Annotated in this window: 25 protein-coding genes; 5 read left to right on the forward strand and 20 right to left on the reverse strand. The window is 61.7% G+C overall.

Features of this window, described 5'->3' with window-relative positions; all coding sequences use genetic code 11:
• Positions 1–39: 39 nt before the first annotated feature.
• Positions 40–687, forward strand: coding sequence for a TetR/AcrR family transcriptional regulator (locus tag QWI20_RS04605; protein WP_369304400.1), 648 nt, complete (start codon positions 40–42; stop codon positions 685–687).
• A 424-nt stretch (positions 688–1,111) separates the two neighbouring features.
• Here the strand turns inward: QWI20_RS04605 and QWI20_RS04610 are convergent, their stop codons facing one another.
• Together QWI20_RS04610 and QWI20_RS04615 are read right to left on the reverse strand one after the other, a co-directional pair.
• Entirely contained in the window at positions 1,112–2,200 is a 1,089-nt protein-coding gene (locus QWI20_RS04610) for a catalase family protein (RefSeq protein ID WP_369304401.1), read from the reverse strand.
• A 128-nt stretch (positions 2,201–2,328) separates the two neighbouring features.
• The gene (locus QWI20_RS04615; RefSeq protein ID WP_369304402.1) at positions 2,329–3,120 is read right to left on the reverse strand and encodes a class I SAM-dependent methyltransferase; all 792 of its coding nucleotides are present in this window, start codon (positions 3,118–3,120) and stop codon (positions 2,329–2,331) included.
• A gap of 98 nt (positions 3,121–3,218) precedes the next feature.
• Between QWI20_RS04615 and QWI20_RS04620 the strand changes: the two genes are divergently transcribed.
• Positions 3,219–3,848: an energy transducer TonB gene (locus QWI20_RS04620; RefSeq protein ID WP_369304403.1), complete on the forward strand. Its 630-nt coding sequence runs from the start codon at positions 3,219–3,221 to the stop codon at positions 3,846–3,848.
• Between the two features lie 24 nt (positions 3,849–3,872).
• Here the strand turns inward: QWI20_RS04620 and QWI20_RS04625 are convergent, their stop codons facing one another.
• From QWI20_RS04625 to ppc, 6 genes are all read right to left on the reverse strand, one after another.
• A complete protein-coding gene (locus tag QWI20_RS04625; RefSeq protein ID WP_369304404.1) occupies positions 3,873–4,571 on the reverse strand; it encodes an extensin family protein in 699 nt (232 codons plus the stop codon).
• A 49-nt stretch (positions 4,572–4,620) separates the two neighbouring features.
• Positions 4,621–5,493, reverse strand: a complete 873-nt coding sequence (locus tag QWI20_RS04630; protein ID WP_369304405.1) for a DUF72 domain-containing protein — start codon at positions 5,491–5,493, stop codon at positions 4,621–4,623.
• Positions 5,490–5,780 (reverse strand): hypothetical protein, encoded by a 291-nt coding sequence (locus QWI20_RS04635; protein ID WP_369304593.1) that lies wholly within the window; start codon positions 5,778–5,780, stop codon positions 5,490–5,492. The genes QWI20_RS04630 and QWI20_RS04635 overlap by 4 nt, the downstream gene beginning before the upstream one ends.
• A gap of 218 nt (positions 5,781–5,998) precedes the next feature.
• Positions 5,999–6,673, reverse strand: coding sequence for a tRNA (adenosine(37)-N6)-threonylcarbamoyltransferase complex dimerization subunit type 1 TsaB (gene tsaB / locus QWI20_RS04640; protein ID WP_369304406.1), 675 nt, complete (start codon positions 6,671–6,673; stop codon positions 5,999–6,001).
• A gap of 90 nt (positions 6,674–6,763) precedes the next feature.
• Positions 6,764–7,411, reverse strand: a complete 648-nt coding sequence (gene adk / locus QWI20_RS04645; RefSeq protein ID WP_369304407.1) for an adenylate kinase — start codon at positions 7,409–7,411, stop codon at positions 6,764–6,766.
• Between the two features lie 283 nt (positions 7,412–7,694).
• A complete protein-coding gene (ppc, locus tag QWI20_RS04650; protein ID WP_369304408.1) occupies positions 7,695–10,331 on the reverse strand; it encodes a phosphoenolpyruvate carboxylase in 2,637 nt (878 codons plus the stop codon).
• Between the two features lie 243 nt (positions 10,332–10,574).
• Here ppc and QWI20_RS04655 point away from each other — a divergent pair, with 243 nt between their 5' ends.
• The 3 genes from QWI20_RS04655 to QWI20_RS04665 all read left to right on the forward strand — a co-directional run bounded on the left by QWI20_RS04655 (position 10,575) and on the right by QWI20_RS04665 (position 12,452).
• A complete protein-coding gene (locus QWI20_RS04655; protein ID WP_192170799.1) occupies positions 10,575–10,910 on the forward strand; it encodes a pilin assembly protein in 336 nt (111 codons plus the stop codon).
• A 285-nt stretch (positions 10,911–11,195) separates the two neighbouring features.
• Complete coding sequence (locus QWI20_RS04660) at positions 11,196–11,621, forward strand: DUF4398 domain-containing protein (protein ID WP_074893253.1); 426 nt, start codon at positions 11,196–11,198, stop codon at positions 11,619–11,621.
• 48 nt (positions 11,622–11,669) lie between these two features.
• Entirely contained in the window at positions 11,670–12,452 is a 783-nt protein-coding gene (locus tag QWI20_RS04665; protein WP_369304409.1) for an OmpA family protein, read from the forward strand.
• 115 nt (positions 12,453–12,567) lie between these two features.
• Here QWI20_RS04665 and QWI20_RS04670 read toward each other — a convergent pair whose 3' ends face one another.
• The 12 genes from QWI20_RS04670 to QWI20_RS04725 form a co-directional block, all read right to left on the reverse strand.
• The gene (locus tag QWI20_RS04670) at positions 12,568–13,476 is read right to left on the reverse strand and encodes an alpha/beta hydrolase (protein ID WP_369304410.1); all 909 of its coding nucleotides are present in this window, start codon (positions 13,474–13,476) and stop codon (positions 12,568–12,570) included.
• A gap of 75 nt (positions 13,477–13,551) precedes the next feature.
• Positions 13,552–14,829, reverse strand: coding sequence for a flavohemoglobin expression-modulating QEGLA motif protein (locus QWI20_RS04675; RefSeq protein ID WP_074892251.1), 1,278 nt, complete (start codon positions 14,827–14,829; stop codon positions 13,552–13,554).
• A gap of 27 nt (positions 14,830–14,856) precedes the next feature.
• Positions 14,857–15,414 carry a hypothetical protein gene (locus QWI20_RS04680; RefSeq protein ID WP_369304411.1) on the reverse strand — a complete coding sequence of 186 codons (558 nt, stop codon included), beginning with the start codon at positions 15,412–15,414 and terminating at the stop codon, positions 14,857–14,859.
• An 18-nt stretch (positions 15,415–15,432) separates the two neighbouring features.
• A complete protein-coding gene (locus tag QWI20_RS04685) occupies positions 15,433–16,164 on the reverse strand; it encodes a TetR/AcrR family transcriptional regulator (protein ID WP_133772657.1) in 732 nt (243 codons plus the stop codon).
• 211 nt (positions 16,165–16,375) lie between these two features.
• Positions 16,376–17,878, reverse strand: a complete 1,503-nt coding sequence (gene lysS, locus QWI20_RS04690) for a lysine--tRNA ligase (protein ID WP_369304412.1) — start codon at positions 17,876–17,878, stop codon at positions 16,376–16,378.
• Between the two features lie 114 nt (positions 17,879–17,992).
• Positions 17,993–19,088 (reverse strand): peptide chain release factor 2 gene (gene prfB / locus QWI20_RS04695; protein ID WP_108120905.1). Its coding sequence is split into 2 segments (ribosomal slippage): positions 17,993–19,015 and positions 19,017–19,088, totalling 1,095 coding nucleotides; the frame shifts between segments, so codons are not numbered across the junction.
• A 159-nt stretch (positions 19,089–19,247) separates the two neighbouring features.
• A complete protein-coding gene (locus tag QWI20_RS04700) occupies positions 19,248–20,252 on the reverse strand; it encodes a diguanylate cyclase (protein ID WP_369304413.1) in 1,005 nt (334 codons plus the stop codon).
• Between the two features lie 45 nt (positions 20,253–20,297).
• Entirely contained in the window at positions 20,298–21,308 is a 1,011-nt protein-coding gene (locus tag QWI20_RS04705) for a chemotaxis response regulator protein-glutamate methylesterase (protein ID WP_192170792.1), read from the reverse strand.
• Entirely contained in the window at positions 21,305–23,641 is a 2,337-nt protein-coding gene (locus QWI20_RS04710; protein WP_369304414.1) for a hybrid sensor histidine kinase/response regulator, read from the reverse strand. Before QWI20_RS04710 ends, QWI20_RS04705 begins: the two co-directional genes overlap by 4 nt.
• Positions 23,638–24,321 (reverse strand): chemotaxis protein CheW, encoded by a 684-nt coding sequence (locus QWI20_RS04715; protein WP_369304416.1) that lies wholly within the window; start codon positions 24,319–24,321, stop codon positions 23,638–23,640. Before QWI20_RS04715 ends, QWI20_RS04710 begins: the two co-directional genes overlap by 4 nt.
• Positions 24,318–25,652 (reverse strand): CheR family methyltransferase, encoded by a 1,335-nt coding sequence (locus QWI20_RS04720; RefSeq protein WP_369304418.1) that lies wholly within the window; start codon positions 25,650–25,652, stop codon positions 24,318–24,320. The genes QWI20_RS04715 and QWI20_RS04720 overlap by 4 nt, the downstream gene beginning before the upstream one ends.
• Positions 25,649–26,185 (reverse strand): chemotaxis protein CheW, encoded by a 537-nt coding sequence (locus QWI20_RS04725; protein WP_369304419.1) that lies wholly within the window; start codon positions 26,183–26,185, stop codon positions 25,649–25,651. Before QWI20_RS04725 ends, QWI20_RS04720 begins: the two co-directional genes overlap by 4 nt.
• Positions 26,186–26,187: the final 2 nt, after the last annotated feature.

Below are 26,187 nucleotides of genomic sequence, written 5' to 3' on the forward strand. Positions count from 1 at the left end.
TAAAATTACCGAACTTAACAGTCCACTAATTCAACGAAGATGCCTGACGACCCCATGACCGACTCAACCTCCCCCGCCGGACCCGGCCGCCCTAAGGATCTGGCCAAGCGCCAGGCCATTCTCGAAGCGGCCAAGAACCTGTTCATTCGCAACGGTTACGCCAACACCAGCATGGATGCCGTTGCCGCTGAAGCCGGGGTCTCCAAGCTCACCGTCTACAGCCACTTCACCGACAAGGAGACATTGTTTTCCTGCGCGGTGGTTGCTCGCTGCGAGGAGCAGGTGCCCGAGTTATTCGTGGACGTGCCCGATGATGAGCACGTTGAAAAGGTATTACTGGGTATTGCCAGAGGGTTTCAAACGCTGATCAACAGCCCTGAGTCCATCGACCTGAACCGTTTGATCATCGCTTTGGGGCCTCAGGAATCATCGCTGACTCAGGTGTTCTTCGAAGCAGGACCGCAGCGGGTCCTGCACGAACTTGCGCGGTTTTTGAGTAAGCTCAGCGGTAAAAACGGGCTGCATTTTGAATCGCCGCTTAATGCGGCAGGGCATTTTTTGAGTTTGATCAAAGGCGTGCACCATTTCAGGCTTCTGATCGGCACCGGGGAAATACCGGACGAGCACGCTGCCGACCACCATGCCAGGGATGTGGTGGCGCTGTTCTTGAAGGCATATCGGGTTTAGACGCTGATGGTCAGTGCTCACTGTGGGACCGGCTTTAGCCGGGAAAGCGTCAGACGCCACAACCTAGAACTGATGGTGCTAACACGGGCCTCTTCCCGGCTGAAGCCGGTCCCACTAATCGACCGCGTACTCATAGCGGGACTGGCTTTAGCCGGGAAGGCGTCGGACGACACACCACAAATCCGATAGTGATCACAGCGGCCTCTTCCCGGCTGAAGCCGGTCCTACTAATCGACCGCGTACTCATAGCGGGACTGGCTTTAGCGGGGAAGGCGTCGGACGTGACACCACAAATCGGATGGTGATCACAGCGGCCCCTTCCCGGCTGAAGCCGGTCCCACTAATCGACCGCGTACTCATCGTGGGACTGGCTTTAGCCGGGAATGCGGAGTGGAAGACACCATAGAATTTGACGACCAGCTTGTCAGCGAGGCTCGTGCATCGGGCAGCCGTTGTGGCTGGCGCGGAAGCCTGAAGACAGTTCATAGGACGGCTTGCGCACCCGCATCACTCCGCCGAGTGGCCGGTGTTCGACAACGCCGTGCCAAGGGCTGAAGGCCATGCCGTCGTCGATTTCCTGCTGGCGTTCTTCTGACCAGCTGTCCTGTGTCGGCACTTCGATACGGGCCACGGTCACGAACGGGCTCAGCTCTTCGGACCATTCCACCGATGCGTCTTCAATCGGCATTTTTTCAAGGTCGGTGGCGAGCTGGATACGTACGTCCCACACCCCGCCCTTGCTCACGAAGTGACTGCGCACCGCTTCCCGCAGGCCGTCGGGATGGCCATTCAGGTCGACCTTCTGGTCAGTCAACGCGGTGAGTTCGGGAGAAACAGGCACTACGCTCAGCTTCGCGTAATAGCGGCCATAGAGAAACGGCACCACGGTGTTAAAAGTTTCACCCAGTACATGGGTCATCGGATGCCCACCCAGTGATTTGAGCGTGCCACTCTCCCCACCCATCGCTTCGACCGTCGACTCCAGACCACGAAACAACGCCGACAGCGCTTTCTTCATGTTGGGCACTTTGTCGGTGGTCTTGGCCAGCAGCTTCAGGGTCTTGAGAAAATCCTTCGGCGTGGCGGCCGTGAACGCCCTGGCGTTCTGCATCACGAAGTCCTGGGTGACCTGCCCTTCACTGCCCGGCAGGCGTGGGCCCTGCACACCGACCAGCTTGATGGCCAGACCGCGTGGCGTTGACACCTTGTCGTCGAGCAGATCCCCGGGATTGGTTGAAAAGCGCATCTTCACGTCCAGCGTGCCGGGGTGGGCGAAGACACCCTGCGCCAACTCCGGCGGCAGATTATCCAGAATGTGGATCTGCCCATGCAGCAGTCCATGGGCTTTGGCATGCACGCTGCGTATGGCATGGCCGCCATCCTTGTAGGTGGTTTCCAGAATACTGTGCATGGCCTCGGCGAGTTCTTTGCTCGTCTGAGCCTCGTCATCAGGTATCTGCTCGAACTGCGGCTCGAACGGCAATGGGGTTACAGACAAAGTGGAAGCGCTCATCGGTTATCTCCGGCTACGGATCAGGTCAGGTTTGTTTCCGACGAGCCCACTCATACGGTGGATGTTCTGGCATCGGCACAGCAGATGACTGCGCCGATGATTGCCGGGTTCATCTAATCGGATGAAGCTCACGGCCGCGCGATTTTCAACGCCTTGATCGGGTAAATGTCGTACCGGCTGGATTTGCCGTCCAGCGCATAGGACGGCTTGGCTCCTTCGATGCTTGGCGCCTTGCGCGGGCGTTTGACCACAACGCGATGGCTGGCCAGCGCCAGTGCCGCTTCCAGCAACGCTGGGGCGTCCATGTCGTCGCCCACCAGAGGCCGGAACAGGCGCATTTCCTTCTTCACCAACGCGGTTTTTTCCCGGTGCGGGAACATCGGATCAAGGTAAATGACCTGGGGCGGCTCGCCTTCCCATTGGCGAATCAGCTCGATGGAGTTGCCGGTCAACAGACGCATCTGCGCGATGATCCCGCCCACTTCCAGGTCCTTTACCCCGCGCGCCAGGCCGTCTTCAAGCAGCGCGGCGATGATCGGCTGCCGCTCGATCAGGCTAACTTCGCACCCCAGACTCGCCAGCACAAACGCGTCCTTGCCCAGCCCCGCCGTGGCGTCCAGCACCCGCGGGCGCACGCCCGGCTGAATGCCCACGGCCTTGGCGATCATCTGCCCGCTGCCGCCGCCAAACAGACGCCGATGGGCCGCCTTGCCCTCGATGAAATCCACGCGCACCGGGCCGGGCGCGTCGTCACCCAGTTGCTGCAATTGCAGGCCGTCCTCGGCCACTTGCAGGGCGAAATCCGCGTCGGCGTCGTCCAGCGGCAAACCCAGTCGCTGCGCCCACTGCGCTGCGGTTTCCTGCCCGTCGGGGGTCAGGCTGTCGACCCGAATGCGGCTGCCCGCGTGCTGCTCAGTCATTGTCTCTACGCGCTCAAATAATCTTAATGATTGGCAGGATCTGCCGATAACAAAAGTATCCGGCATTTTGCCAGACCCACGGGCTGTACTGAGCGCTTATGTCAGACATTCAGCAAACCTCCTCGATAGGCTATTTGACGTACGCAGGCGACTACAGCGTACGCAATACCCAAACCCTGGGCGGCACTACGCAGCTCTGGCAGGATGCGTTTGCCCGTGCGATGGCTCAGCAGGTCGATGACAACGCTGGCGACACCCCGGAATACAGCGCCGTCGCCACGACGGACCACCTGACCGGCGAACCGATTGCCGGCGCCACCGCACTGGGCCAGATCGTTGAACAACGTGAGTGCCCGGTTCAGGACAAGGAAATCGCGCCGCCGGAGCCGTTGTTCCTGCCAATCGCCGAGTTCGAATGGGACCTCGCCGACAAACCCGCCAAGCCGTTCACCGCGATGGAAATGATCGAGCTGCAACGCAACCTCGAATTCGATGACAACTGGGTTCGCCCGACCGTGCTCAATCCCTACGATGACAGCGTTGAACCCGGCCCGGGCCCTCAGCCTCGTCCGCTGTTCCTGCCGATTGCCGAGTTCGAATGGGACCTGGCCGACAAGCCTGCGACGCCGTTCAGCGCTGAAGAGATGACCGAGCAGCAGCGTCATCTGGCCTTCGATAACGGCTGGGCGCGTCCGATTGTGCTGCAGAACCTTCGTCTCGCTGCCTGAGACTGATCCCGCGTTTGTCACACCTCAGCGACACACCCGCCAGCGTCCCATGTCCAGGTGAAAGTGGTTTCGGTGCGCGGCGTTGTATTCCGGGCTCAGCACCGTATTGAACTGCTGGCAGGCGCCATCTCTCACCAATCGCAGAAAACGCCCCGCGTCGCCCTCTTCTTTCCAGTCCTTGAGCACCGAAATCCTGCGTCCGTCTGCCAAACGAAACCCGGCGATGTCCAGCGCGTTGGCTGTGGCGTGCTGGCTCAGGCGGCCTTCGCTGCGGTTGTAGATGTTGCGGCAGGCGAAGCTGCCAAGGTGATCAACCTGGGTGACCTTCTGCCCGAACACCGACTGGGCTGCCGGCTGCAACTGGTGGATATCAAACAGCGCATAGGCCACGGCAAGGCGACAACTGGACAGAAAACTGCTGCTCAGCGCGACGTCGCCGCCCTGGATGCGCAGCGTGTTGGTCAGCGGGCATTTGGCGTCGGCGGCGCTGTCGGCCTGGTGCGTGTAACGCAGGGTCGAGGTTTGCAGCGCGGCCTCACACAACGCCGGATCCTCCTGCAATCGCCAGAGCTTGAAGGGCGTGATGAGGTTGGGTTCGTCCCGCACGTTCAGCGGGGCCCACGGGTTCCAGCGGTCAGCGACAGGCAGCCAGCCACGCCAGATCGACACCGCGACCGCCGCGCTGATCAACACCAGTAAAAGAAAGAAGGTCGAGCCGCGCATGCAGGAAGGTTCTCGTCTGACGGAGGGATGAGTCCATCCTATCTCGACCTCACAGCAGCCCGAGTTGCTCCACTTGCCGGCCGCGATCCAGCTGCGGCAGATCGGGCAGCCCCGGGAGCAGGGTCATCAATTGATGATGAAAGCGACGAGCCAGTTGGGGCGAGGCGATGTTATCAGGCGTGTGCAGGAACACAGAAGGCGTGCGCCCCTCCTCGATCCAGCCGGCCACTTTTTCCGCCCACTGCACGATGAAGCCTTGGTTGGTCTCTTCGTCCGGCCCGCCAATGAAGCGAACCTGCGGAAAAGACGTCAGCGCCGCCGGACGCGGCGGGACTTTGGGCTTCTTCGATTGCGCATGAAGCACGGCTGGGTCAGTGGAGACGGAACTGAACAGCGGCCGGGAATCCAGACAGAGGCGCTCCACGCCTCGGTCGAGCAACAGACGGTTGAGCTGTCGCTCGTCTTCGCCCTTGGTAAAAAACGCCATGTTGCGCACTTCCACCGCCAAAGGCCGGCCTTCCAGTGCATCAATGAACGCGGCCAGCTCATTCAGCCGATGGGGACCGAAGCTCGCCGACAGTTGCAGCCACAGCGGTTGAAGCCTCGACCCCAGTGGTGCCAGCAGTTGCAGGAAATCCTCCACCGCGCCCAGGTGCTCGCGCAGGTCGCCGGCATGGCTGATGTCACGGGGAATTTTGGCGCTGAAGCGAAAATGCTCCGGCAGGGCGTCCGCCCAACGCTGGACAATCTCGGGTTTGGGACGGGCGTAGAACGTGGTGTTGCCTTCGACGGCGTTGAAGACCTGCGCGTACAACCCAAGCAAATCCAGGTCCGGAGCGTCCGGCGGGTACAGCGACTCACGCCAGGCTTTTTCGCTCCAGGACGGGCAACCGATGTAGTAAGGCGGGTGGGCGAGGTTCAAACGTGAAGGTCGAGCCCGGAGACTTCAAGGTCCCAGTCGACGAAGGTTGAAGTCGTCAGGTAGCTGCTCAGCGCGTGGGCAACGCGAGTGCTCATGGCACGGGGAAAAATGATGTCCTGCTGACGCGCGGGTACGTTTGCCGTGGTACCTGTCTGGCGACGGGCTGCCTGCGGAACCACTTCGATCTCATCGTTCACTTCCTCGAACGTGCCTTCCAGCGCCGCGGAATCCTTGCGTGGCTTACGCTTGATCGGGTAGGTACGTGGTGAAGGACCGGTGATTCGCATCATGCTTACTCGGCGTTTGATGGTGGCAATTTAATCTCACAGTAAGCCGTTAAGCAAACATGCGAACGATAACTAGACCACACTTATTGCGAATTGTTTAAAGCAGACGGAAGTTTATGCAGTTTTGTCGCCGAACGGTCATCTGCAGTGTGACCTGCGTCGCATCTCGGGCGTAGCGCAGTGAAGTCATGACCGTTTCTGGATTGGGTGGCCATCCCTCAACGCGCTTTGGGCGTGGCCACTTTATCGCGAAGGTAAACCGGCTGGGCGTCGTCGGCGACGATGGCTTCGCCACGGTGCCAGGCGAAAGTGCCGAGAGTCAGCAGGTCCTGTGCGTGAGGCAACAGCGTGGCGTCCTGTGCACCGACACTTGCGGCAATGCGCTCGGCATAACCCCAGCCGGTGCCGGCCCCGAACCAGTCGCCCGTTGCAGCGCTCGGCAAGGCAGCCATTTCGGGGGGCATGACGGCCTCTTCACCCGCCAGCTTCATCTCCCCCGCCACCTCGCGGTAGCAACCCCAATAGACTTCGTCCATCCGCGCGTCGATGGCGGCCGCGACCTGAGTGGCGCCCTGCTCACGATAGGCCCGTTGCGCCAGCGCCGCCAGATTGGACACCGGCAGCACCGGGCGATCCAGACCGAACGCCAGCCCCTGCACCACCCCGATGGCGATGCGCACGCCCGTAAACGCGCCCGGGCCCCGGCCGAAGGCAATGGCGTCCAGCGCCGACAGGCCGATGCCCGCCTCGGCCAGCAGGTCCTTGATCATCGGCAGGAGTTTTTGCGCGTGCAGGCGCGGGATCACCTCGTAGTGAGTCAGCACTTTGCCGTCATGCAGCAAAGCGACTGAGCAGGCTTCAGTGGCGGTGTCCAAGGCCAGCAAGGTGGTCATCGGGGTTTCCATCGTTGTGTGAAAAAAGTGCCGCATTATAAACAACAACGACCCGCAAGCGGGCCGTTGTTCAATGCCGTGAGACGCGAATCAGCTCAGGGCTTCAAGCACCTTGGCGGTGATCTGCTCGACCGTGCCCACGCCTTCGATGTGGCTGCACTTCGGTGTGCCGTCCTGCGCCTGCAGCTTGGTGTAGAAATCTACCAGCGGCTTGGTCTGAGAGTGGTAGACCGACAGGCGATGGCGAACAGTGGCTTCGACGTCGTCCTTGCGCTGAACCAGTGGCTCGCCGGTAACGTCGTCGACACCGTCAACCTTCGGCGGGTTGTACAGGGTGTGGTAAACGCGACCGGATCCTTCGTGAACGCGGCGACCGGAGATGCGCTTGACGATCTCTTCGTCATCGACCTTGATCTCGATGACGTGATCGATGGCCAGGCCGGCCTTCTTCAGGGCTTCTGCCTGAGGAATGGTGCGCGGGAAGCCGTCGAACAGGCAACCGTTCTGGCAGTCAGGTTCGGACAGGCGATCCTTGATCAGGCCGATGATCAGGTCATCGGAGACCAGGCCGCCGCTGTCCATGACGCTTTTGGCTTTCAGGCCCAGTTCAGTCCCGGCCTTGACTGCAGCGCGCAGCATGTCGCCGGTGGAAATCTGCGGAATGTTGAATTTCTCAGTGATGAACTTTGCCTGAGTACCTTTGCCGGCCCCGGGAGCTCCCAGCAGAATCACGCGCATTGTTGTGCTCCTCAAATTTTTATAGAGATATCGTCGGATTCGCCTAAATGGGGCCAATCGCAAAATTTTACTGACCCAACGGCCAAAGGCTGATCAAGATACACAGCCGATTCATGCCGCACAAGACGCCGAAAGTCGCAGTAACCCGCGAAAAACCAGTAGCTTGGCATCGATCTGCACAAGGGTGAGACCTCGTGCAACTGGATGACGCCGCACCACTCACGACGATGGGGGTGCGGCCGAATGAAAGGCGTCGTGTTCATTCGGCCGGGTTGTCTGCCCGTCAGCCGGTGTTGCGCAATCCGGCGGCGATGCCTGCAACAGACACCAGCAGCGCCTGCACCAGCGGACTGTCCAGACTCGCCTCCTGCTGACGGGAGCGTGCGAGCAACTCCGCCTGCAATAAATGAAGAGGGTCGAGGTAGGTGTTGCGCAGGCTGATGAACTTCAGGGTTTCAGGGCTGTGGGCCAACAGCCGCGACTGGCCCGTCAAGCCAAGCACCACGTCACACGCCTGCGACAATAGGCCGCGCAAATGCGCCCCCAAATGCAGCAGTTTCGGCTCCACCAGACGTTCGTCGTAGAGCTGGGCGATGTCGCTGTCGGCCTTGGCCAGCACCATTTCCAGCATGTCAATGCGAGTGCGGAAAAACGGCCATTGCTCACGCATCTCGGCGAGCAGATCACCCTGACCGCGTTCCAGCGCCTGGCTCAACGCGTTTTCCCAGCCCAGCCAGGCGGGCAGCATGAGGCGCGTCTGGGTCCAGGCGAAAATCCACGGAATCGCGCGCAGGCTCTCGACCCCGCCCTCGCGGCGCTTGGCCGGACGGCTGCCGAGTGGCAAGCGACCCAGCTCCTGCTCCGGCGTGGCCTGGCGGAAGTATTCGACGAACTCAGGGTCTTCCCGCACCACGGCGCGATAGGCCTTTACGCCATCCGCCGCCAGTTCGTCCATCACCTGACGCCAGGCCGGTTGCGGCATCGGCGGCGGTTGCAAGGTGGCTTCCAGCACGGCAGCGAGATACAGGTTGAGGTTCTGTTCGGCGATGTCCGGGAGGCCGAACTTGAAGCGGATCATCTCGCCCTGCTCGGTGGTGCGGAAGCGCCCTGCCACAGAACCCGGCGGCTGCGACAGAATCGCCGCGTGTGCCGGGCCGCCACCGCGACCGACTGTACCGCCGCGACCGTGGAACAGCAGCAGCTCAACCTCTTGCGCGCGGCAGATCTCAACCAGTTTTTCCTGGGCCCGGTACTGCGCCCAGGCCGCAGCGGTGGTACCGGCATCTTTCGCGGAATCCGAGTAGCCGATCATGACTTCCTGAGGACCTTCCAGGCCTCGGCGGTAGGCAGGAATGCTCAACAGCTGCTCGATCACCGGGCCGGCATTGTCCAGGTCGGCAAGGGTTTCGAAGAGCGGCACCACGCGCATGGAGCGCTGCAGCCCGGCTTCCTTCAATAACAGTTGCACGGTGAGCACATCCGAGGCTGCGCCGGCCATGGAAATCACGTAGGAGCCCAGCGATGCCGCCGGAGCAGCCGCCACTTCGCGGCAGGTCGCCAGCACTTCGGCCGTGTCCGCTTCAGGGCTGAAATACGCGGGCAGCAGCGGTCGTTTGTTGTCCAGCTCTCGCAGTAGGAAGTCGATGCGCGTCGGCTCATCCCACTCGTCATAGCGGCCGAGCCCGAGGTATTCGGTGATCTCGCTCATGGCCGAACTGTGCCGTGTGGAATCCTGGCGCACGTCGAGCTTCACCAGGAACAGGCCGAACGTCACCGCGCGACGCAAACAGTCGAGCAACGGGCCATCGGCGATGACGCCCATGCCGCATTCATGCAGCGAGTCGAAACACAGTTGCAGCGGCTCAAGCAGTTCGCGGTTTTCGTGCAACACGTCTTCCGGCGCGACCTGCGTGACACTCAGTGAGGCGTGGGCCCAGTTGCGCGTGGCCCGAAGCCGCTCACGCAGTTGTTTCAGGACGCTGCGGTAAGGCTCGGCGCTGTCGCCCGCAGCTTCCATCAACGCGGGGCTGGCCTGCTGCATCGACAGCTCGGCGGCCAGTTGATCGACGTCGCGCAGGTACAAGTCGGCCGCCATCCAGCGCGCCAGCAGCAGCACCTCGCGTGTGACGGCAGCGGTGACGTTGGGGTTGCCGTCGCGGTCGCCGCCCATCCAGGAAGCGAAACGAATCGGCGCCGCGTCCAGCGGCAGGTGCAGGCCGGTTGCGGCGTGCAGCGCCTGATCGGCCTTGCGCAGGTAGTTGGGGATCGCTTGCCACAGGGAATTTTCGATGACCGCAAACCCCCACTTCGCCTCGTCGACAGGCGTGGGGCGGACGCGGCGGATTTCTTCGGTGTGCCACGCTTCGGCAATCAGTCGCTGCAAGCGCTCGGTGATCTGCTCACGCTCGTGGCGATTCAAGTCGCGATGATCGAGCGCGGCCAGTTGCGCAGCGATGGCGTCATACTTCTGGATCAGCGTGCGCCGGGCAACTTCGGTCGGGTGCGCGGTCAGCACCAGTTCGATTTCCAGCGTGGTCAATTGTTGTGCCAGCGCCTCGGGTGTATGCCCGGCCTGCTTCAGGCGCTCCAATAGTTCGGGCAGCACGCGGGACTCAAACGGCTGCGGCTTGCTGTCATCACGACGATGGATCAGCTGATATTGCTCGGCGATGTTGGCCAGATTGAGGAATTGGTTGAACGCGCGCGCGACCGGCAATAACTCGTCTTCGCCCAAGCCTTCAAGACTGGAGCTCAGTTGCTCGGTGCCTTGGGTCGACGCATGCCGGTCAGCCTTCGCGCTTTTGCGGATGCGCTCGATCTTCTCGAGGAAATCAGCGCCGTGCTGATCACGAATGGTGTTGCCCAACAGCTCACCCAGCAGGTGAACGTCCTCGCGCAATCGTGCATCGATATCAGCCATCCAGCCCTCTCCTTCAGCTTTATTGTTTTTACCGGCAAGTCCTTGTAGGGGTCCGTTCGCTGCTCCCGAACGGAACGCCCTGCGGGGTTTCGTTTCTATTGGTGTGTATAGAGCGACAAATTGATGTCCATACGCAACCCTCGACGCACTTTCACCGCCGGGGAAGCCCGTCTCAGTCACGCCTGACCGTGGCTCAGCCACATGTCCAACGCCCGCCCTGGCGCGGGAACCGATGAGGTATGTATGAAGATCCGAGAGCTCGCCGAACAGTGGGAACAAAATGCCAAGGGCCGTCTGACCGAGACTGCCTATGCTATTCATTTGGATGTTGAGGCAGCCGCGCGGCTTGCGGCGATTGCCGAGATGTACCCCAAGCGCACGCCTGAAGAATTGCTCGGCGAACTGATCGGTGCCGCACTGGAAGAATTGGAGGCGAGCTTCCCTTACGTGCGCGGTCAGCATGTGGTCGCCACCGACGAGGAAGGCAATCCGCTTTACGAGGACGTCGGCCCCACGCCCCGGTTTCTCGAGCTATCGCGTCGCCATCTGCAGGAAATTTCCGATCGGGAAGACCTGTGACGGTTGCATGGGCGACGTCGTTTTTGCCACGTCAGATTTTCTGCAGGCCTCTCGGGCCGGTTTTCACGCAGGCAAAACGACGTCATTTTTCGAGCGCCAATTTTACAACACGTAACAAAAGCTGACCGCATGTTTAGAAAAATGTCTGAACTAATCAAAAAACGGAGCGGTCCGAGCAGTTAGCCATTCCAGCAAAGCCGTCAGATGACTGCGGAAGTGACGTAACACCATCCATCCGCGTGGGCTGTTGCTGAAGTGGAACAACCAGTTTTCAGGAGTTAAGAAATGGAGTTGACCACCATGAACACCAGCACTGCCAAACCAACGTTCAATCGCCTGCGCGGGCTGAAGATGGCTGCACTGGCTCTAGGCACCAGCGTTCTTCTGGCTGGTTGCGCAGGCAATCCTCCAAGCGAGCAGTACGCCGTGACCCAGTCGGCCGTTAATGCCGCTGTCACCGCAGGCGCTACCGAATACGCTGCCGTTGAAATGAAGTCCGCTCAGGACAAGTTCAAGCAAGCCGAACTGGCGATGCAGGAAAAGAAATACGACGAAGCTCGTAAATACGCCGAGCAGGCCGAGTGGGATGCACGTGTAGCCGAGCGTAAGGCTCAGGCCGCGAAGGCACAGAAAGCGGTGCAGGATGCTCGTCAGGGCGTCAATGAGTTGCGTGAAGAAGGCATGCGTCAGGTTCAGCCTGTCACACAGTAACGCTTCGCAGTTCAAGCATTGGCCATTGAGTTAAAGGACGAAAATATTATGCGTAAACAAGTACTTATTCCTGCCCTGCTGGCTTTGAGCGTTGGTCTGGCGGCGTGCTCGTCGCAGCCGAACGTCAACCTGGAACAAGCCCGCACCAACTATTCGGCGCTGCAAAGCAACCCTAAAGCCACCGAACTGGCTGCGCTGGAAACCAAAGACGCCAGCGAGTGGCTGGACAAGGCAGACGCCGCGTACCGCAACAACGATGACCAGAAAAAGGTCGACCAACTGGCTTATCTGACCAACCAGCGCGTTGAGCTGGCGAAGCAGACCATCAACCTGAAGACCGCTGAAAACGATCTGAAAGGCGCTGCGGCCCAACGTGCCCAGGCTCGTCTGGATGCTCGCGACGCTCAGATCAAGGCCCTGCAGAACAGCCTGAACGCCAAGCAGACCGAACGCGGCACGCTGGTGACGTTCGGCGACGTACTGTTTGACCTGAACAAGGCTGAGCTGAAGTCTTCGGGTCTGGTCAACGTCAACAAGCTGGCCCAGTTCCTTCAGGAAAACCCTGATCGCAAGGTCATCGTCGAAGGCTACACCGACAGCACCGGCTCGGCTGCCTACAACGATTCCCTGTCCGAGCGCCGCGCCAACTCCGTGCGCATGGCTCTGATCAAAATGGGCGTAGGCCCGGAGCGTATCGTTGCCCAGGGTTATGGCAAGGAATACCCGGTTGCTGACAACGCCAGCGCATCGGGCCGTGCCATGAACCGTCGCGTGGAAGTCACCATTTCCAACGACAACCAGCCAGTAGCACCGCGCTCTTCGATGAAGTAATGCGGTTGTAGCCGCACATAAAGAGCCCCGCCTGTTGAGAGACAGGCGGGGCTTTTTTGTGGCGGTTTCAAAATGCGAGTGATACGAAGTGTCGCTGGCGGTGCTGCTCCGCAGGCTATGGAGAGGATGGCGCCGCCTTGCCTGCTTGAGGATCAGGATAATTCGGAATTTCCCCCAGCCTGCGCAGCCCGTTGAAGTGCTGTGGATCGTCCAGATAGCGGACCATCACCTCGCGCCATGTGGGGTCGCCGAAGGTCTGGACGTGAGGGCCGCGTGTCAGCTGCAGCACACGCGGCGGCGGTGCGGCCTGATACAGGCTGATGCCGTTGTGAAGCGGCACTAGCGTGTCGTCCAGGCTCTGGAACAGCAGCATCGGCGTGCCCTTGAGCTGCGGCATGCCGTTGATGGCGCTGTCGCCGTCCGGAATCACCCACGACAGCGGCCGTTTGATGGGCCACGTCAGCCACGAAGTGCTGAGGGTGTAGCGCGCGACCTCGCGGTAGCTCGCCGGTACGCCATCGAGCACCAGCGCCTTGACCCGCGCGCGCTGCTGCGGATGCTCCGACAAGTAATGCACGGCCAGCGCACCGCCGATACTTTGCCCGAGTACCACCAGCGGCTTGCCCTGCACCTCAGGCGCAGCGTCAAGCCAGTCGAACGCCGCGTCGATGTCCTGATAAATCGCCGGCAGACTGGGCTCACCTTCCGAGCGGCCATAGCCGCGATAGTCCACCAGCAGCACTTGGTAACCCTGCTCCGGCAACCACCAACTCCCCGCCAGATGCCAGGCCATGTTGCCGCCATTGCCATGCAGGTGCAGCACCGTTCCCTTTACGGGTACGCCGGGCTTGGCCGGCAGGAACCACGCGTTGAGCCGGGTGCCATCGGCCGCCGTGAGGGTGACATCGCGCCAGGCCAAGTGTGCTTTATCCGGCGTCAGCGGCAGACCGCGTTCCGGGTAGAACAGCAATTCGCTGCAGCCGCCGAGGGAGATGACCAGGAGCAAGGTAAGAAGACGCTTCAAGCGATGTCCTTCGATTCTGGATTTGCACACGACGGGAGACCTGACAGAGGCGCCGATTTATCAGCGCCCACAGACTCACAGAATGTTCGAGTAGTCCGCTTCGATCCGGTCCAGGCTCAGGTGGTTGAGGAAGTTGGAGAAGCACATCCACGCCGACAGCGCGTTCATGTCGCGGAACTGATCGGGCAGGTACTTGGGCGGCACCACCAGGCCTTCGTCCACCAACTGACGCAACGTGCGCATGTCCTCCAGCGTGGTCTTGCCGCAGAACAGCAGTGGCACCTGCTCCAGCTTGCCCTTTCTCACGGCCAACTGGATGTAGTTGTAGACCATGATGAAGCCCTTGAGGTAGGACAGATCCTTGGTGAATGGCAGCCCATTCGGTACCGAGCCCCGGAATACACGACTGGCATTGCCGTAGCTTTCCGACATGCCGAAGCCTTGCTCGCGGTAGAAGTCGAACACCTGCAAAAAGTCGGCGCCCTCCTCGGCCATGTGAATGGCGCGGGTGCGGTTGGTCAACTTGCGCAGGCGGCTCGGGTAGGACGCAAAACCGATGATCTCCATCAGAATCGCCAGGCCTTCCTGGGTCACGGTCGACGAGGGCGGGCCTTTGGACAGGAAGGTGCAGATAGGCTGATTCTGACCATTGAGCGTAGTGCCGACGTGCACCAGGCCTTCATGCACTTCAAGCGCACGAACATCGCGCTCGTTGAACATCGCGTCGCTGCGGATCTTGATGTAATCAGCGCCGGCCGCAGCGTCCGCCACAATGCCGTCGGATTCGAACACCCGGATCGTCTCTTCAGCCTCGCCAAACGTGCGATTGAGCCGGGTCTGCAGCATAGCCACGGCGTCTTTGGCCGTCAGGATTTTCGGCTCATCCTTGAGATCGCCGCGACCGGCAATGTTGTTCAGGTAATCGGAGAGCATCATGCCGAGGTCAGACAGCGTCGGGTCGCCGGCGTGGAAGGCATCGGACGCCGCGCCGTACAGTTCCTGGGAGATCAGGCCGAAGTCCGGGGTGCCGCGGGCTTCCAGCATGCGGATGACCATCCGGTACTCTTTGCACATGCGGCGCATGATCTGCCCGACCGGGTTGAACTGGCCCAACTGCCGGGTGATGTCACGCTCGATGTTCTGGAACTCCAGCTTCACCGCGCCGGAATCAAACCCCAGCGGGCGATTCTCGTAGTACGCGCGATCGACTTCCGGCAGGTGTTTACCTTTGCCGTCGAGGAAGGTCTTGCGGATGTTGTCATCCCATTTCACGGCATCAAGGATTCGAATCGGCGTCTGCGCCACCACGATACGATCGGACAACGTGCGAATAGTCTGTTGGTATTCGTCCACCCGGTACCCCTTATTGAACCGTTTGCGCTATTTGGTCATGCGCTGATATTGAGCTGCTTTGAGAAAGACGTCGGAATTCGCCGGGTCGTCGAGGTAGGCAAAGACCTTGTCCATGGGACTTGAGATCAGCATACCGTCGCCCTTCACCGTATCCACCCGCTCGCCGTCGAGACTCTTCTGCTCGACCAACTGCTGAAACCGCTCCAGGTCCAGGTCATAGACCACCAGTTCGTCGGCGCCGTTCTCGTTGTCGATCAGGTCGAAACCGGCGATGACGTAATTGCCGCCGTATTTGTCAGGCAGCGCGGCGGACACGTACCAGCGACTGCCGTGGCGCGACACCGTGAAGGCATACTCGTCACGGTTTTTGCGATCGCCTTTACGGTAGCTGACCGCTTTGTAACGGTCAGGGCCGGCGCGGCTGATTTCCAGTTCGAGCGGCTCGCCCCAGGCATTTTTGCTGCTCCAGGTGCCGAGCAATTTGGGCGGGGCGGTGTTGCTGACCGGAATAGGGTCCTTGAACGTCACCAGGCATCCGCTCAACAGCGCGAACGACAGGGCGAGCAAAACGCTCCAGACTCTCATCGGGTTCTCCTTGAGGTATCAGCCAGCCATCGGCTTGGCAGTGCCCAGTACCAGATGCATCTGGCGAGTAAGAATAGCGAGCATTTCTTCGTCTGCGCCGGGCCGGGGCCCGTTGAGCAGCCCCTGATATTCCATCCGGCAGATGAGCCCCGTCAACACTTGGGCGTCCAGTTGCGGCTGCACCGAGCCCATGACTTCAAGAAACTGGGCGCTGCCCTGCAACAGAATCTGCTGGTGGGCACTCACCAGTGGCGCCAGACGCGGGTTGATCAGCGCTTCGAGGTGGAAGGCGTGCTCGGCAATGAGCTGGTCGCGACGGGTCAGCAATTGATGACGTACGTACTCCATGGTCATCCGCGCGATTTCATCCGCCAGTCGCGCACGGGCCTCGGCGCTGCCGTCATTGCGCGCGACCATCTCGCGCAGCAGCGCCTCGGTGTTGGTCCACAGCTTGGCCATGTACGCCGCGCTGCGTTCAACGTATTGCGCGAAGGCATCGGTGAGCAGGTCATCGATGTCCTTGAAGTAGTAGGTGGTGGCAGAGAGCGGCACTTGCGCTTCGGCGGCGACCGCGCGATGCCGCACGGCCCGGACGCCGTCACGGATGAGGATGCGCATGGCCGCATCGAGAATCTGTTGCCGACGCTGTTCACTTCCCTGTCGACTCGCCTTGCGGCCTTGGTACTGAACACTCTGTGCGACTGCCGTGGCCAGGCCAGCGGCTCCCTTTTGAGCGATCGTGCGGTTCACGACGGGGTTTCCTTTTTTCGAGTCATTTACATCATGTCAACGTCAGCTTACGGCGGTGTCTGCGCCGACGTCATCGCGAGCAAGCTCACTCCTACAATCGGCGGAGTGCCCCTGTAGGAGTGAGCTTGCTCGCGATAGCATTTCCAAATGCAGCCGCGCACTACGAACAGACAAAAAAAAGCCGCCCTGCGCAGGCGGCTTGTTTTGACGCTTAGGCTTGCGGCCGCATGTGCGGGAACAGGATCACGTCACGTATGGACGGCGAGTTGGTCAGCAGCATGACCAGACGGTCGATGCCGATGCCCTCGCCCGCTGTCGGCGGCATGCCGTATTCCAGCGCCCGGACGAAGTCTGCGTCGTAGTGCATGGCTTCATCGTCGCCCGCATCCTTGTCTGCCACTTGGGCCATGAAACGCTCGGCCTGGTCTTCCGCGTCGTTCAACTCGGAATAGGCGTTGGCGATTTCGCGACCGCCAATGAACAGCTCGAAGCGGTCAGTGACGTTCGGGTTGTCATCGTTGCGACGGGCCAGCGGCGACACTTCGAACGGGTACTGGGTGATGAAGTGCGGCTGCTCCAGCTTGTGCTCGACCAGCTCTTCGAAAATCATCACCTGCAGCTTGCCCAGACCTTCGAAGCCCAGCACCTTGGCGCCGGCTTTCTTGGCGATGGCGCGGGCCTTGTCGATGTCGTTCAGGTCATCGGCGGTCAGCTCGGGGTTGTACTTGAGGATCGAGTCGAACACCGACAGACGCGCAAACGGCTCGCCGAAGTGGAATACCTTGTCGCCATACGGCACGTCGGTGCTGCCGAGAACCAGCTGGGCCAGTTCACGGAACAGCTCCTCGGTCAGGTCCATATTGTCTTCGTAATCAGCGTAGGCCTGGTAGAACTCGAGCATGGTGAACTCGGGATTGTGCCGGGTCGAAACGCCTTCGTTACGGAAGTTGCGGTTGATCTCGAAGACCTTCTCGAAGCCACCCACAACCAGACGCTTGAGGTAAAGCTCCGGCGCGATACGCAGGAACATTTCCAGGTCCAGCGCGTTGTGATGCGTCTCGAACGGCTTGGCCGCTGCGCCGCCCGGGATGGTCTGCAGCATCGGCGTTTCGACTTCGAGGAAGTCGCGCTGCATCAGGAAGCTGCGGATGTGGGCGATGACTTTCGAGCGAACGCGGAAGGTTTCGCGGACGTCTTCATTGACGATCAGGTCGACGTAACGCTGGCGATAACGCTGCTCGGTATCGACCAGGCCATGGTGCTTGTCGGGCAGCGGACGCAGGGACTTGGTCAGCAGGCGGACGTTGGTCATTTCGACATACAGGTCGCCCTTGCCGGAACGGGCCAGGGTGCCTTCGGCTGCGATGATGTCGCCCATGTCCCAGGTTTTTACCGAGGCCAGGGTTTCTTCCGACAGCGTCTTGCGGTTGACATAGACCTGGATGCGACCGGTCATGTCCTGAATCACCATGAACGAGCCACGGTTGAGCATGATGCGCCCGGCAACCTTGACCGGAATCGCCGCTTCAGCCAGCTCTTCCCTGGTCTTGTCCGCGTACTGTTTCTGCAGGTCGTTGCAGTAGTTTTCGCGACGGAAGTCGTTCGGGAAGGCGTTGCCCTTGGCGCGCTCGGCCGCAAGTTTTTCCTTGCGCAGGGCGATCAGGCTGTTTTCTTCCTGTTGCTGGGCTTGCGGGTCGAGTTGTTGGTCGCTCATGTCTTGATTATCCATCACAGGTTCGTGGCCCTTCGTCTGGCCGGGAAGCGCGACGAAGGATCGCGGGCGGCGACGTCATGATGACGCGCCCGACCCGCAACAGTGGTGTGGCGATTACAGGCCCTGTTTGAGGCTCGCGATCAGGTATTCGTCGATGTCGCCATCGAGCACCTTGTCGCAATCGCTGCGTTCGACGCTGGTCCGCAGGTCCTTGATGCGCGAGGCATCGAGCACGTATGAACGGATCTGGTGACCCCAGCCGATGTCCGACTTGGTGTCTTCCAGCGCTTGCGAGGCCGCGTTGCGCTTCTGCACTTCCTGCTCGTACAAGCGCGCCCGCAGCATCTTCATCGCGGTGTCTTTGTTGGCGTGCTGGGAACGTTCGTTCTGGCAGCTGACCACGGTGTTGGTCGGAACGTGGGTGATCCGGACCGCCGAGTCGGTGGTGTTGACGTGCTGACCACCGGCGCCCGAGGAGCGGTAGGTGTCGATGCGCAGGTCCGACGGGTTGATGTCGATTTCGATGTTGTCATCGATTTCCGGCGACACGAACACGGCCGAGAACGAGGTGTGGCGGCGGTTGCCGGAGTCGAACGGGCTCTTGCGGACCAGACGGTGCACGCCGATTTCGGTGCGCAGCCAGCCGAATGCGTATTCGCCCTTGATGTGCACCGTGGCGCCTTTGATGCCGGCGACTTCACCGGCCGACAGTTCCATGATGGTCGCGTCGAAGCCGCGCTTGTCGGCCCAGCGCAGGTACATGCGCAACAGGATGTTCGCCCAGTCCTGGGCTTCGGTGCCGCCGGAACCGGCCTGGATGTCCAGGTAGGCATTGTTCTGGTCCATCTCGCCGCTGAACATGCGACGGAATTCCAGTTTTTCCAGGGCCTCGCGAAGACGCTCGACTTCAGCGGCAACGTCGTCGACGGCGGCCTGGTCTTCTTCTTCGGCGGACATCAGCAACAGGTCCTTGGCATCCACCAGGCCGGTGCTCATTTCGTCGAGGGTGTCGACGATCTGCGCCAGCAGCGAACGCTCGCGGCCCAGTTCCTGGGCGTACGACGGGTTGTTCCAGACGTTTGGATCTTCGAGCTCGCGGTTAACTTCGGTCAGACGATCATGTTTGTGATCGTAGTCAAAGATACCCCCGAATGGTTTCGGAGCGCTCGGACAGGTCCTTGATGCTGTTTAGGATCGGGTTGATTTCCATGGTGGGCAGCACTCGCAGGCGATTTTCACAAAGCCGGCGAGTATAGCGCAGCGAACTCCCCGATGGCAGCCCGTTGGGCAGGGCTGGGCCGTGATCGTCGTTCTTTGCGGGGACATCACCTGGTTACGGCCAGAGCGCGCAGAAATGTGGATCCTCGCCCTACCCCATCGCCACCTGATTGCGCCCGTTATGCTTCGCCGCGTACAGCCCTTGATCCGCCGTCTGAATCAGCTGGCGGCTGTGGCTGCCCACTTGCGGGACGACAGTGGCGAGACCGATGCTGACCGTCAGGCTGGAGCCCTGGCTGGGCGCGACGTGGGGGATGTTCATGCTGGCGATGGTCTGGCGCAGTTTTTCCGCCAGCAAACGTGCGCCACCCGGGGAGGTATTGGGCAGCACCAGCGCGAACTCTTCGCCGCCGTAACGTGCGGGCAGGTCGGAAGGACGGCTGGAGTTGGCGCGGATGGCTTTGGCGACCTGACGCAGGGCTTCGTCACCTTCGAGATGCCCGAAAGCGTCGTTGTAGGCCTTGAAGTAATCCACATCGATCATCAACAGCGAGATCTGCGTTTGCTCACGGGTAGAACGGCGCCATTCCAGCTCCAGGTACTCGTCGAAGTGGCGGCGGTTGGACAGGCCGGTCAAGCCGTCGGAGTTCATCAGGCGTTGCAGCACCAGGTTGGTGTCGAGCAGCTGTTGCTGGCTGACGCGCAACGCACGATAGGCTTCATCGCGCTGCAGCAGCGTCATGTACGAGCGGGAGTGGTAACGAATGCGCGCGACCAGTTCGATGTTGTCCGGCAGTTTGACCAGGTAATCGTTGGCCCCGGCGGCAAAGGCGGCGCTCTTGATCAGCGGGTCTTCCTTGGTCGAAAGCACGATGATCGGGATGTCCCGGGTCTTCGGATTGCTGCGGTACTCACGCACCAGCGTCAGGCCGTCGAGGCCGGGCATGACCAAGTCCTGAAGAATGACCGTCGGCTTGATCAAAATCGCCTGCGCAATCGCCTGATGGGGGTCCGCGCAGAAGTGGAAGTCGATGTTTTCTTCCTGCGCCAGCCCGCGTCGGACGGCCTCGCCGATCATGGCCTGATCGTCGACGAGCAACACCATGGCGGCGTTTTCATCCGTGGCGTTCAGATCGTCCAGTTGCAAATCATGCATGCGGGGTCTCCTGGTCACAGGCGGGCTGTGAAATCACCTGGAAATTCATTGGGTGAATACCTCTTTCAAGCGAGGTGCAATCGATTCCAGAGAGCGAATTTCCGTGGCGGCGTCGATGGCCGCGGCCGCTTTGGGCATGCCATACACCGCACAGCTTTCCTGATTCTGGGCGATGGTGAGAAAGCCCCGCTGACGCATCAGCTTGAGTCCCTGCGCACCATCACGGCCCATGCCGGTCAACAAAACACCCACTGCGTCACCATTCCAATAGCTGGCCACACTTTCGAAAAACACGTCGATGGAGGGCCTGTAAATTTCGTTAACCGGCTCTGCGGTGTACGCCAGTGTGCCGTTCCTGAGCAGACGAATATGGTGGTTGGTGCCTGCCAGCAGCACCGTGCCCACTTGCGGCGGCTCGCCATGGCGCGCCAGCCTGACCTCCAGCCCCGAAGAGCTGCTCAGCCATTGCGCCATCCCTTCGGCGAACACCTGATCCACATGCTGCACCAATACGATGGCGGCCGGGAAATCCGTCGGCAGCGCCTTGAGCAGTATTTCCAGTGCAGCGGGGCCGCCGGCCGATGAGCCGATCGCGATCAACCGCTGACGCTGTGCCGACTCGCGCACCGGTGGCGGCACAGGGCGGACCCGCGTGTCCCGCTCACCAATGAGCCAGCCTATATTAAGTATCTTGCGCAACAAAGGCGCGGCGGCATCCTTGGGGTTGCCGGCCCCCAGCGCGGGCGTGTCGACCACGTCCAGCGCGCCATGGCCCATCGCTTCGAACACCCGATGCACATTCTGCTCGCGGTCCACGGTGACGATGACGATGGCGCACGGCGTCGCCGCCATAATACGTCGAGTGGCCTCCACGCCGTCCATCACCGGCATGATCAGGTCCATCAGGATCAGGTCGGGCGTCAGCTGCGCGCAACGCTCCACCGCCTCGGCGCCATTGCTGGCCACCCAGGCAATCTGGTGCGCCGGCTCAAAGGCCAGCGCGCGGCGCAACGCCTCCACTGCCATGGGCATGTCGTTGACGATGGCAATCTTCATCCCTGCGCATCTCCTATCAACTCAACGACCGCATCGAGCAGCGCGTCGTCATGGAAACTGGCCTTGGCCAGATAGTAATCGGCGCCGGCGTCCAGGCCGCGACGGCGATCTTCTTCACGGTCCTTGTACGACACCACCATCACCGGCAGCGATTGCAGGCGGCTGTCGCGGCGCACCAGCGTCACCAGTTCGATGCCGTCCATGCGCGGCATGTCGATGTCGGTGATGAGCAAATCGAAATCCTCACCGCGCAAGGCGTTCCAGCCGTCCATGCCATCCACGGCCACCGCGACGTCGTAACCCCGGCTGGCCAGTAACTTGCGCTCCAGCTCGCGCACCGTCAGCGAATCATCGACCACCAGCACGCGCTTGCGAGCTCGGGTGTCCGCCTGCTGGCTGCGCCGGTCGATGCGCGCCAGGCGTCCGGTATTGAGCAATTTCTCCACCGAACGCAGCATGTCTTCGACGTCGATGATCAGTACCGCCGAGCCATCGTCGAGCAAGGCGCCCGCAGAAATGTCCTGAACCTTGCCCAGGCGCGGATCCAGCGGCAGAACCACCAGCGTGCGTTCGCCGATGAAGCGTTCCACGGCGACGCCATACACGGCATCGCGCTCGCGAATGACCACCACTTTGAGCACGTCTTCACTGTGCTGGCTGGCCGGACGGTTAAGCAACTGAGTGGCCGCAACCAGCCCGACATGCCGCTCCTCGTGCCAGAAATGCTGACGCCCTTCAAGCTGCACGATCTCGTCGGCGCGCACGTCACGCATGCGCTCGATGTGCGCCAGCGGAAAGGCATACGCTTCGCCGCCGACGTCCACCACCAGACTGCGCACCACCGACAAGGTCAGCGGCACTTCCAGATGGAAACGGCTGCCCTGCCCGGCGCGCTGGTCCATTTCGACGCCGCCACGCAGTTGCCGAATCATGTGTTGAACCGCGTCCAGGCCGACGCCTCGGCCAGACACTTCAGTGACCGTGTCGCGCATGCTGAAACCGGGCAGGAACAGGAAGCTCAGCAGTTCTTCTTCGCTCAACTGCGCGGCGGTTTCGGCAGGCGAGAGTTTGCGCTCGATGATGTTCAAGCGCAGGCGCTCGAGGTCGACACCGGCGCCGTCATCGATCAGCTCGACCACCAGCAGACCGGCCTGGTGCGAGGCCTTCAGTTGAATCAAGCCCTCGGCCGGCTTGCCGCAGGCGAGGCGCTGTGCCGGCAGCTCGATGCCGTGGTCGACCGCGTTGCGCAGCAAATGGGTCAACGGTGCTTCGAGTTTTTCCAGCACATCGCGATCGACCTGAGTCTTTTCGCCGTCGATTTCCAGGCGCACCTGCTTGCCCAGCGAGCGCCCCAGATCCCGGACCATGCGCGCCTGACCCGCCAGCACATCGGCAAACGGGCGCATGCGGCAGGCCAGCGCGGTGTCGTAGAGCAGTTGCGCGCGTTGCGACGCCTGCCAGCCGAACTCATCGAGATCGGCGGTCTGTTGAATCAGCAAATGCTGCGCTTCGCCGAGCAGACGCCGCGCTTCGTCCAGCGCCTTTTGCGCGTCGGGATCGGTGTTGGCGCCGAGCAAGGCTTCAAGACTGTCCAGCGCTCGGGTGGCGCCGGTCTGCGTGCGTTTGACCCGCTGCATCGCGGCCAGATACGGCTTCAGCCGTTGGGTCTCGACCAGCGACTTGCTCGACAGGTCCAGCAGGTTGTTCAAGCGTTCGGCGGTGACGCGCAGGACCCGTTCGCCGGTCTCGACCACACGTCGTTCACCGGGGCCATCTGCTTTAAGCGCCGGGTCGGCAACGGGCTCGACGACGGCGGCGGCCAGTTCCTCGGCGGCCGAGTCCTGCGCAGACTGAAGCGAGGTGACCAGCGACTGCGCGTTGGCAAGCAAGATGTCTTCAAGGGAAGGCAACGCGGTGGGCACCAGCATGGCTTTCATGGCCGGATCGGCGCTGACCATGTTGTTCATCAGCGCCACATAGCCGTCCACATCCGCCTGAGGCACGCTGGCGCCGGGCGTGGCGATGCGCATCAGCAAATCGGTGCCCATCAGCAAGGCGTCGATGTGCTCGGGCAGCAGGTGCAATCGGCCTTCCTGGGCGCTGACCAGGCAGTCTTCCATGACGTGGGAAACGCTGACGCCCGCGTTGACCCCGACAATCCGCGCCGCGCCTTTCAGCGAATGGGCCGCGCGCATGCACGCTTCCAGTTGATCAGCCTGGGTCGGATTGCGCTCAAGGGCCAGCAGGCCCGCGCTCAACACCTGAGTCTGGGCTTCCGCCTCCAGGGTGAAGAGTTCGAACAGCGACGCGTCGCGCATTTGATCGGGCGTCATGTCAGGCTCCGGTTCACGGCCGACAAGAGCTGGTCTTCATCGAGCAGGCGCAGGCTGCGATTTTTCCATTGCACGACGCCTCGGGTGAAGCGCGCGTTGTTGTTCTGCGCCGACACCGAGGCGGTATCCAGCAGGCGCGCTTCGATGGCATGAATGCCGTCAACCTCGTCCACCGGCACCACCACCGGACCGCCGCCTGCCGAAACGATCAGCATGCGCGGCATTGTGCGGGCATCCCCGCCCGGCGCGACTGAAGGGTCCAGCCCGAGCAGTTCGACGAATGACAGGCAGGCCACCAGGGCGCCGCGCACATTGGCAACGCCCAGCAAGGCCCGGGAACGCTGATGTGGAAGTGAATGAATGGCTTGCACCGGCGACACTTCCACCAGACATCGGGTCGGCAGGCCGAGCCACTCTTCGCCGAGACGAAACACCACGGTCGAGCGGGTTTCGACGTCGACGGCCAGCGCATCGGTGTGCATCGACACGCGCTGATCCTGGGCCAGCGAGTAACGGTCGAGCAAGCGTGTTGCCGCTGCCGAGTACACCGAGCAGTTGCGGCAATGAATATGATCGGCAAGCAGCGGGCAGGACCGGTCGCCATGGATGCCGATGCGGTTCCAGCAGTCATCGATCGCCTCGGCGTTGTCGCTGACCAGCTCTGTATGTACGCGACTCATCCGCTGCGTCCTTCTTTAGTGACACCCCGTGCCGCGCGCTCCTGCAGCCGCCGGGCCCCTGCGCTGTCGCCCTGGGCGGCGAGCAGCGCGGCCAGTTGCGCCAGGGTTTCCGGATGCTGCGGTTGCAGATACAACGCCTTGCGATAAAACCCTTGTGCTGCGCTCGCCTCCCCCGCGACTTCGCTGAGCAGGCCCAGCCAGTAGAACACTGGCGCCACGGGTTCGAAGCGCTTGAGGTACTGCTCGCAGGCCACCTTGGCCTCGGCACTGCGGCCTTCGTTGGCAAGGGCCGCGATGCTGCGCAGCAACTCGGCAGCGTCGCCACTGCCAGCATCCGTCGCCGCCTTGATGTCGGGTCTTAGCGCAGCCCTGCGTTCTTCGGTCAGCGCAGGATCACTCAACAACCTCGGCGCAAAGGGCTGCGGTTTAGGAGTGCCGCGCGACAGGGTCGATGTTGGCTGAGCAGACAACGAATCGCTTCGCGACGGCTGCATGGCTGGGGCACTCAGGACGCTGTGGGGTTCGGGAACAGCCTCGTCACGCCGACGAAAGGCGAACGACTGGGGAATGCCGATCGACACCATGCCCATGCGCCCGAGGAGGCTGCCCTCGGCGGGGCCGATGAACAGCACGCCGTCGTCGCGGGTCATGCGCTTCAGTGCATCAAAGCCCTGACGCTGAGTGTCGATGTCGAAGTAGATCAGCAGGTTGCGGCAGAACACGAAATCGTAGGCCGACTGCGCCACCGGCATAGCGGGATCGAGCAGGTTGCCGGACTGAAAGCAGACCTGATCACGCACCCGCTCCTCCAGTCGATAGCCCTCCTCGACCGCGCTGAAAAAACGTTCCCGGAAACCCAGCTGGTCGCCGCGAAAGGAGTTTTTGCCATACACGCCCTGACGCGCGCGCTGGATCGAAAGCGGGCTGATGTCCACCGCTTCGACGCTGAACTGCGGTCCGCGCAGACCGGCGTCGAACAGCGCCATGGCGATGGAATAAGGCTCTTCGCCGGTGGAGCACGGCAGGCTGAGAATCCGCAGCGGACGCACGCCATTGAGCTGCGCCAACCGGGCGTTGGCCAGCTTGCCGAGGGTGGCGAAGGATTCCGGGTAACGGAAAAACCAGGTTTCGGGGACGATCACCGCTTCGATCAGCGCCTGTTGCTCGTCCGCCGAAACCAGCAGCGTCTGCCAGTAGTCATCGTGGTCCCGCGCCTTGGACAGCGTGCAGCGCTGACGCACGGCGCGCTCGATGATCGCCTCGCCCACTGACGCGACGTCCAGGCCGATGCGGTCCTTGAGAAAGGCGAAGAAACGCGCGTCGCTGCTCATGGCGCCGCCTCGAAGGCATCCAGGTTCATGGGCTGCTCGGGAAACAACAGTTCGCGCACAGCGTCACTGAGCAAGTCATCCACACGTATCCATTGCAGCAGGCCGTGTTCGTCCTCGCGCACCGGGCCCAGATACGGCGCCTGTGAGTTGTCCAGGCCGTAGGCTTTGAATGCATGGGGCGAGCAGCGCAGCGTGTCGGTCGCCTGTTCGAGGATCAAGCCCAGCTCACGCGGCGGGCGATCGCCGCCGAGGCGGTAATGCACCAACACCAGCCGTGTGCTGGTACGCAACGGGGCGGGATGGCCGAAGGTCAGCGCGCTGAGATCGATGACCGGCACGATCGCACCGCGGTGGGCAAACACACCCGCGACCCAGTGCGGCGCCTGGGCGATGGGCTTGAGCATCAGCCGTGGCAGCACTTCGGCGACTTCTGTCGCTTGCAGCGCATAGCGTTCCGCACCGATGCGGAACAGCAGAAACAGCTTGTTCTTCGGCAACACCGCAGTGCTGCGCTTGGCTGAATGCTCGATCATGG

The sequence above is a fragment of the Pseudomonas sp. W2-17 genome, assembly GCF_041060445.1.
Classification (GTDB): Bacteria; Pseudomonadota; Gammaproteobacteria; order Pseudomonadales; family Pseudomonadaceae; genus Aquipseudomonas.

Coding starts and splice junctions, on each gene's coding strand:
- QWI20_RS04620 (WP_369304403.1), top strand. CDS start 3,219: ATGTCAGACATTCAGCAAACCTCCTCGATAGGCTATTTGACGTACGCA.
- lysS (WP_369304412.1), bottom strand. CDS start 17,878: ATGAGCGACCAACAACTCGACCCGCAAGCCCAGCAACAGGAAGAAAAC.
- QWI20_RS04705 (WP_192170792.1), bottom strand. CDS start 21,308: ATGAAGATTGCCATCGTCAACGACATGCCCATGGCAGTGGAGGCGTTG.
- adk (WP_369304407.1), bottom strand. CDS start 7,411: ATGCGCGTGATTCTGCTGGGAGCTCCCGGGGCCGGCAAAGGTACTCAG.
- QWI20_RS04605 (WP_369304400.1), top strand. CDS start 40: ATGCCTGACGACCCCATGACCGACTCAACCTCCCCCGCCGGACCCGGC.
- QWI20_RS04655 (WP_192170799.1), top strand. CDS start 10,575: ATGAAGATCCGAGAGCTCGCCGAACAGTGGGAACAAAATGCCAAGGGC.
- QWI20_RS04665 (WP_369304409.1), top strand. CDS start 11,670: ATGCGTAAACAAGTACTTATTCCTGCCCTGCTGGCTTTGAGCGTTGGT.
- QWI20_RS04680 (WP_369304411.1), bottom strand. CDS start 15,414: ATGAGAGTCTGGAGCGTTTTGCTCGCCCTGTCGTTCGCGCTGTTGAGC.
- tsaB (WP_369304406.1), bottom strand. CDS start 6,673: ATGACCACCTTGCTGGCCTTGGACACCGCCACTGAAGCCTGCTCAGTC.
- QWI20_RS04635 (WP_369304593.1), bottom strand. CDS start 5,780: ATGCGAATCACCGGTCCTTCACCACGTACCTACCCGATCAAGCGTAAG.
- QWI20_RS04615 (WP_369304402.1), bottom strand. CDS start 3,120: ATGACTGAGCAGCACGCGGGCAGCCGCATTCGGGTCGACAGCCTGACC.
- QWI20_RS04710 (WP_369304414.1), bottom strand. CDS start 23,641: ATGACGCCCGATCAAATGCGCGACGCGTCGCTGTTCGAACTCTTCACC.
- QWI20_RS04700 (WP_369304413.1), bottom strand. CDS start 20,252: ATGCATGATTTGCAACTGGACGATCTGAACGCCACGGATGAAAACGCC.
- QWI20_RS04660 (WP_074893253.1), top strand. CDS start 11,196: ATGGAGTTGACCACCATGAACACCAGCACTGCCAAACCAACGTTCAAT.
- QWI20_RS04610 (WP_369304401.1), bottom strand. CDS start 2,200: ATGAGCGCTTCCACTTTGTCTGTAACCCCATTGCCGTTCGAGCCGCAG.
- QWI20_RS04625 (WP_369304404.1), bottom strand. CDS start 4,571: ATGCGCGGCTCGACCTTCTTTCTTTTACTGGTGTTGATCAGCGCGGCG.
- QWI20_RS04720 (WP_369304418.1), bottom strand. CDS start 25,652: ATGAGCAGCGACGCGCGTTTCTTCGCCTTTCTCAAGGACCGCATCGGC.
- QWI20_RS04725 (WP_369304419.1), bottom strand. CDS start 26,185: ATGATCGAGCATTCAGCCAAGCGCAGCACTGCGGTGTTGCCGAAGAAC.
- QWI20_RS04715 (WP_369304416.1), bottom strand. CDS start 24,321: ATGAGTCGCGTACATACAGAGCTGGTCAGCGACAACGCCGAGGCGATC.
- ppc (WP_369304408.1), bottom strand. CDS start 10,331: ATGGCTGATATCGATGCACGATTGCGCGAGGACGTTCACCTGCTGGGT.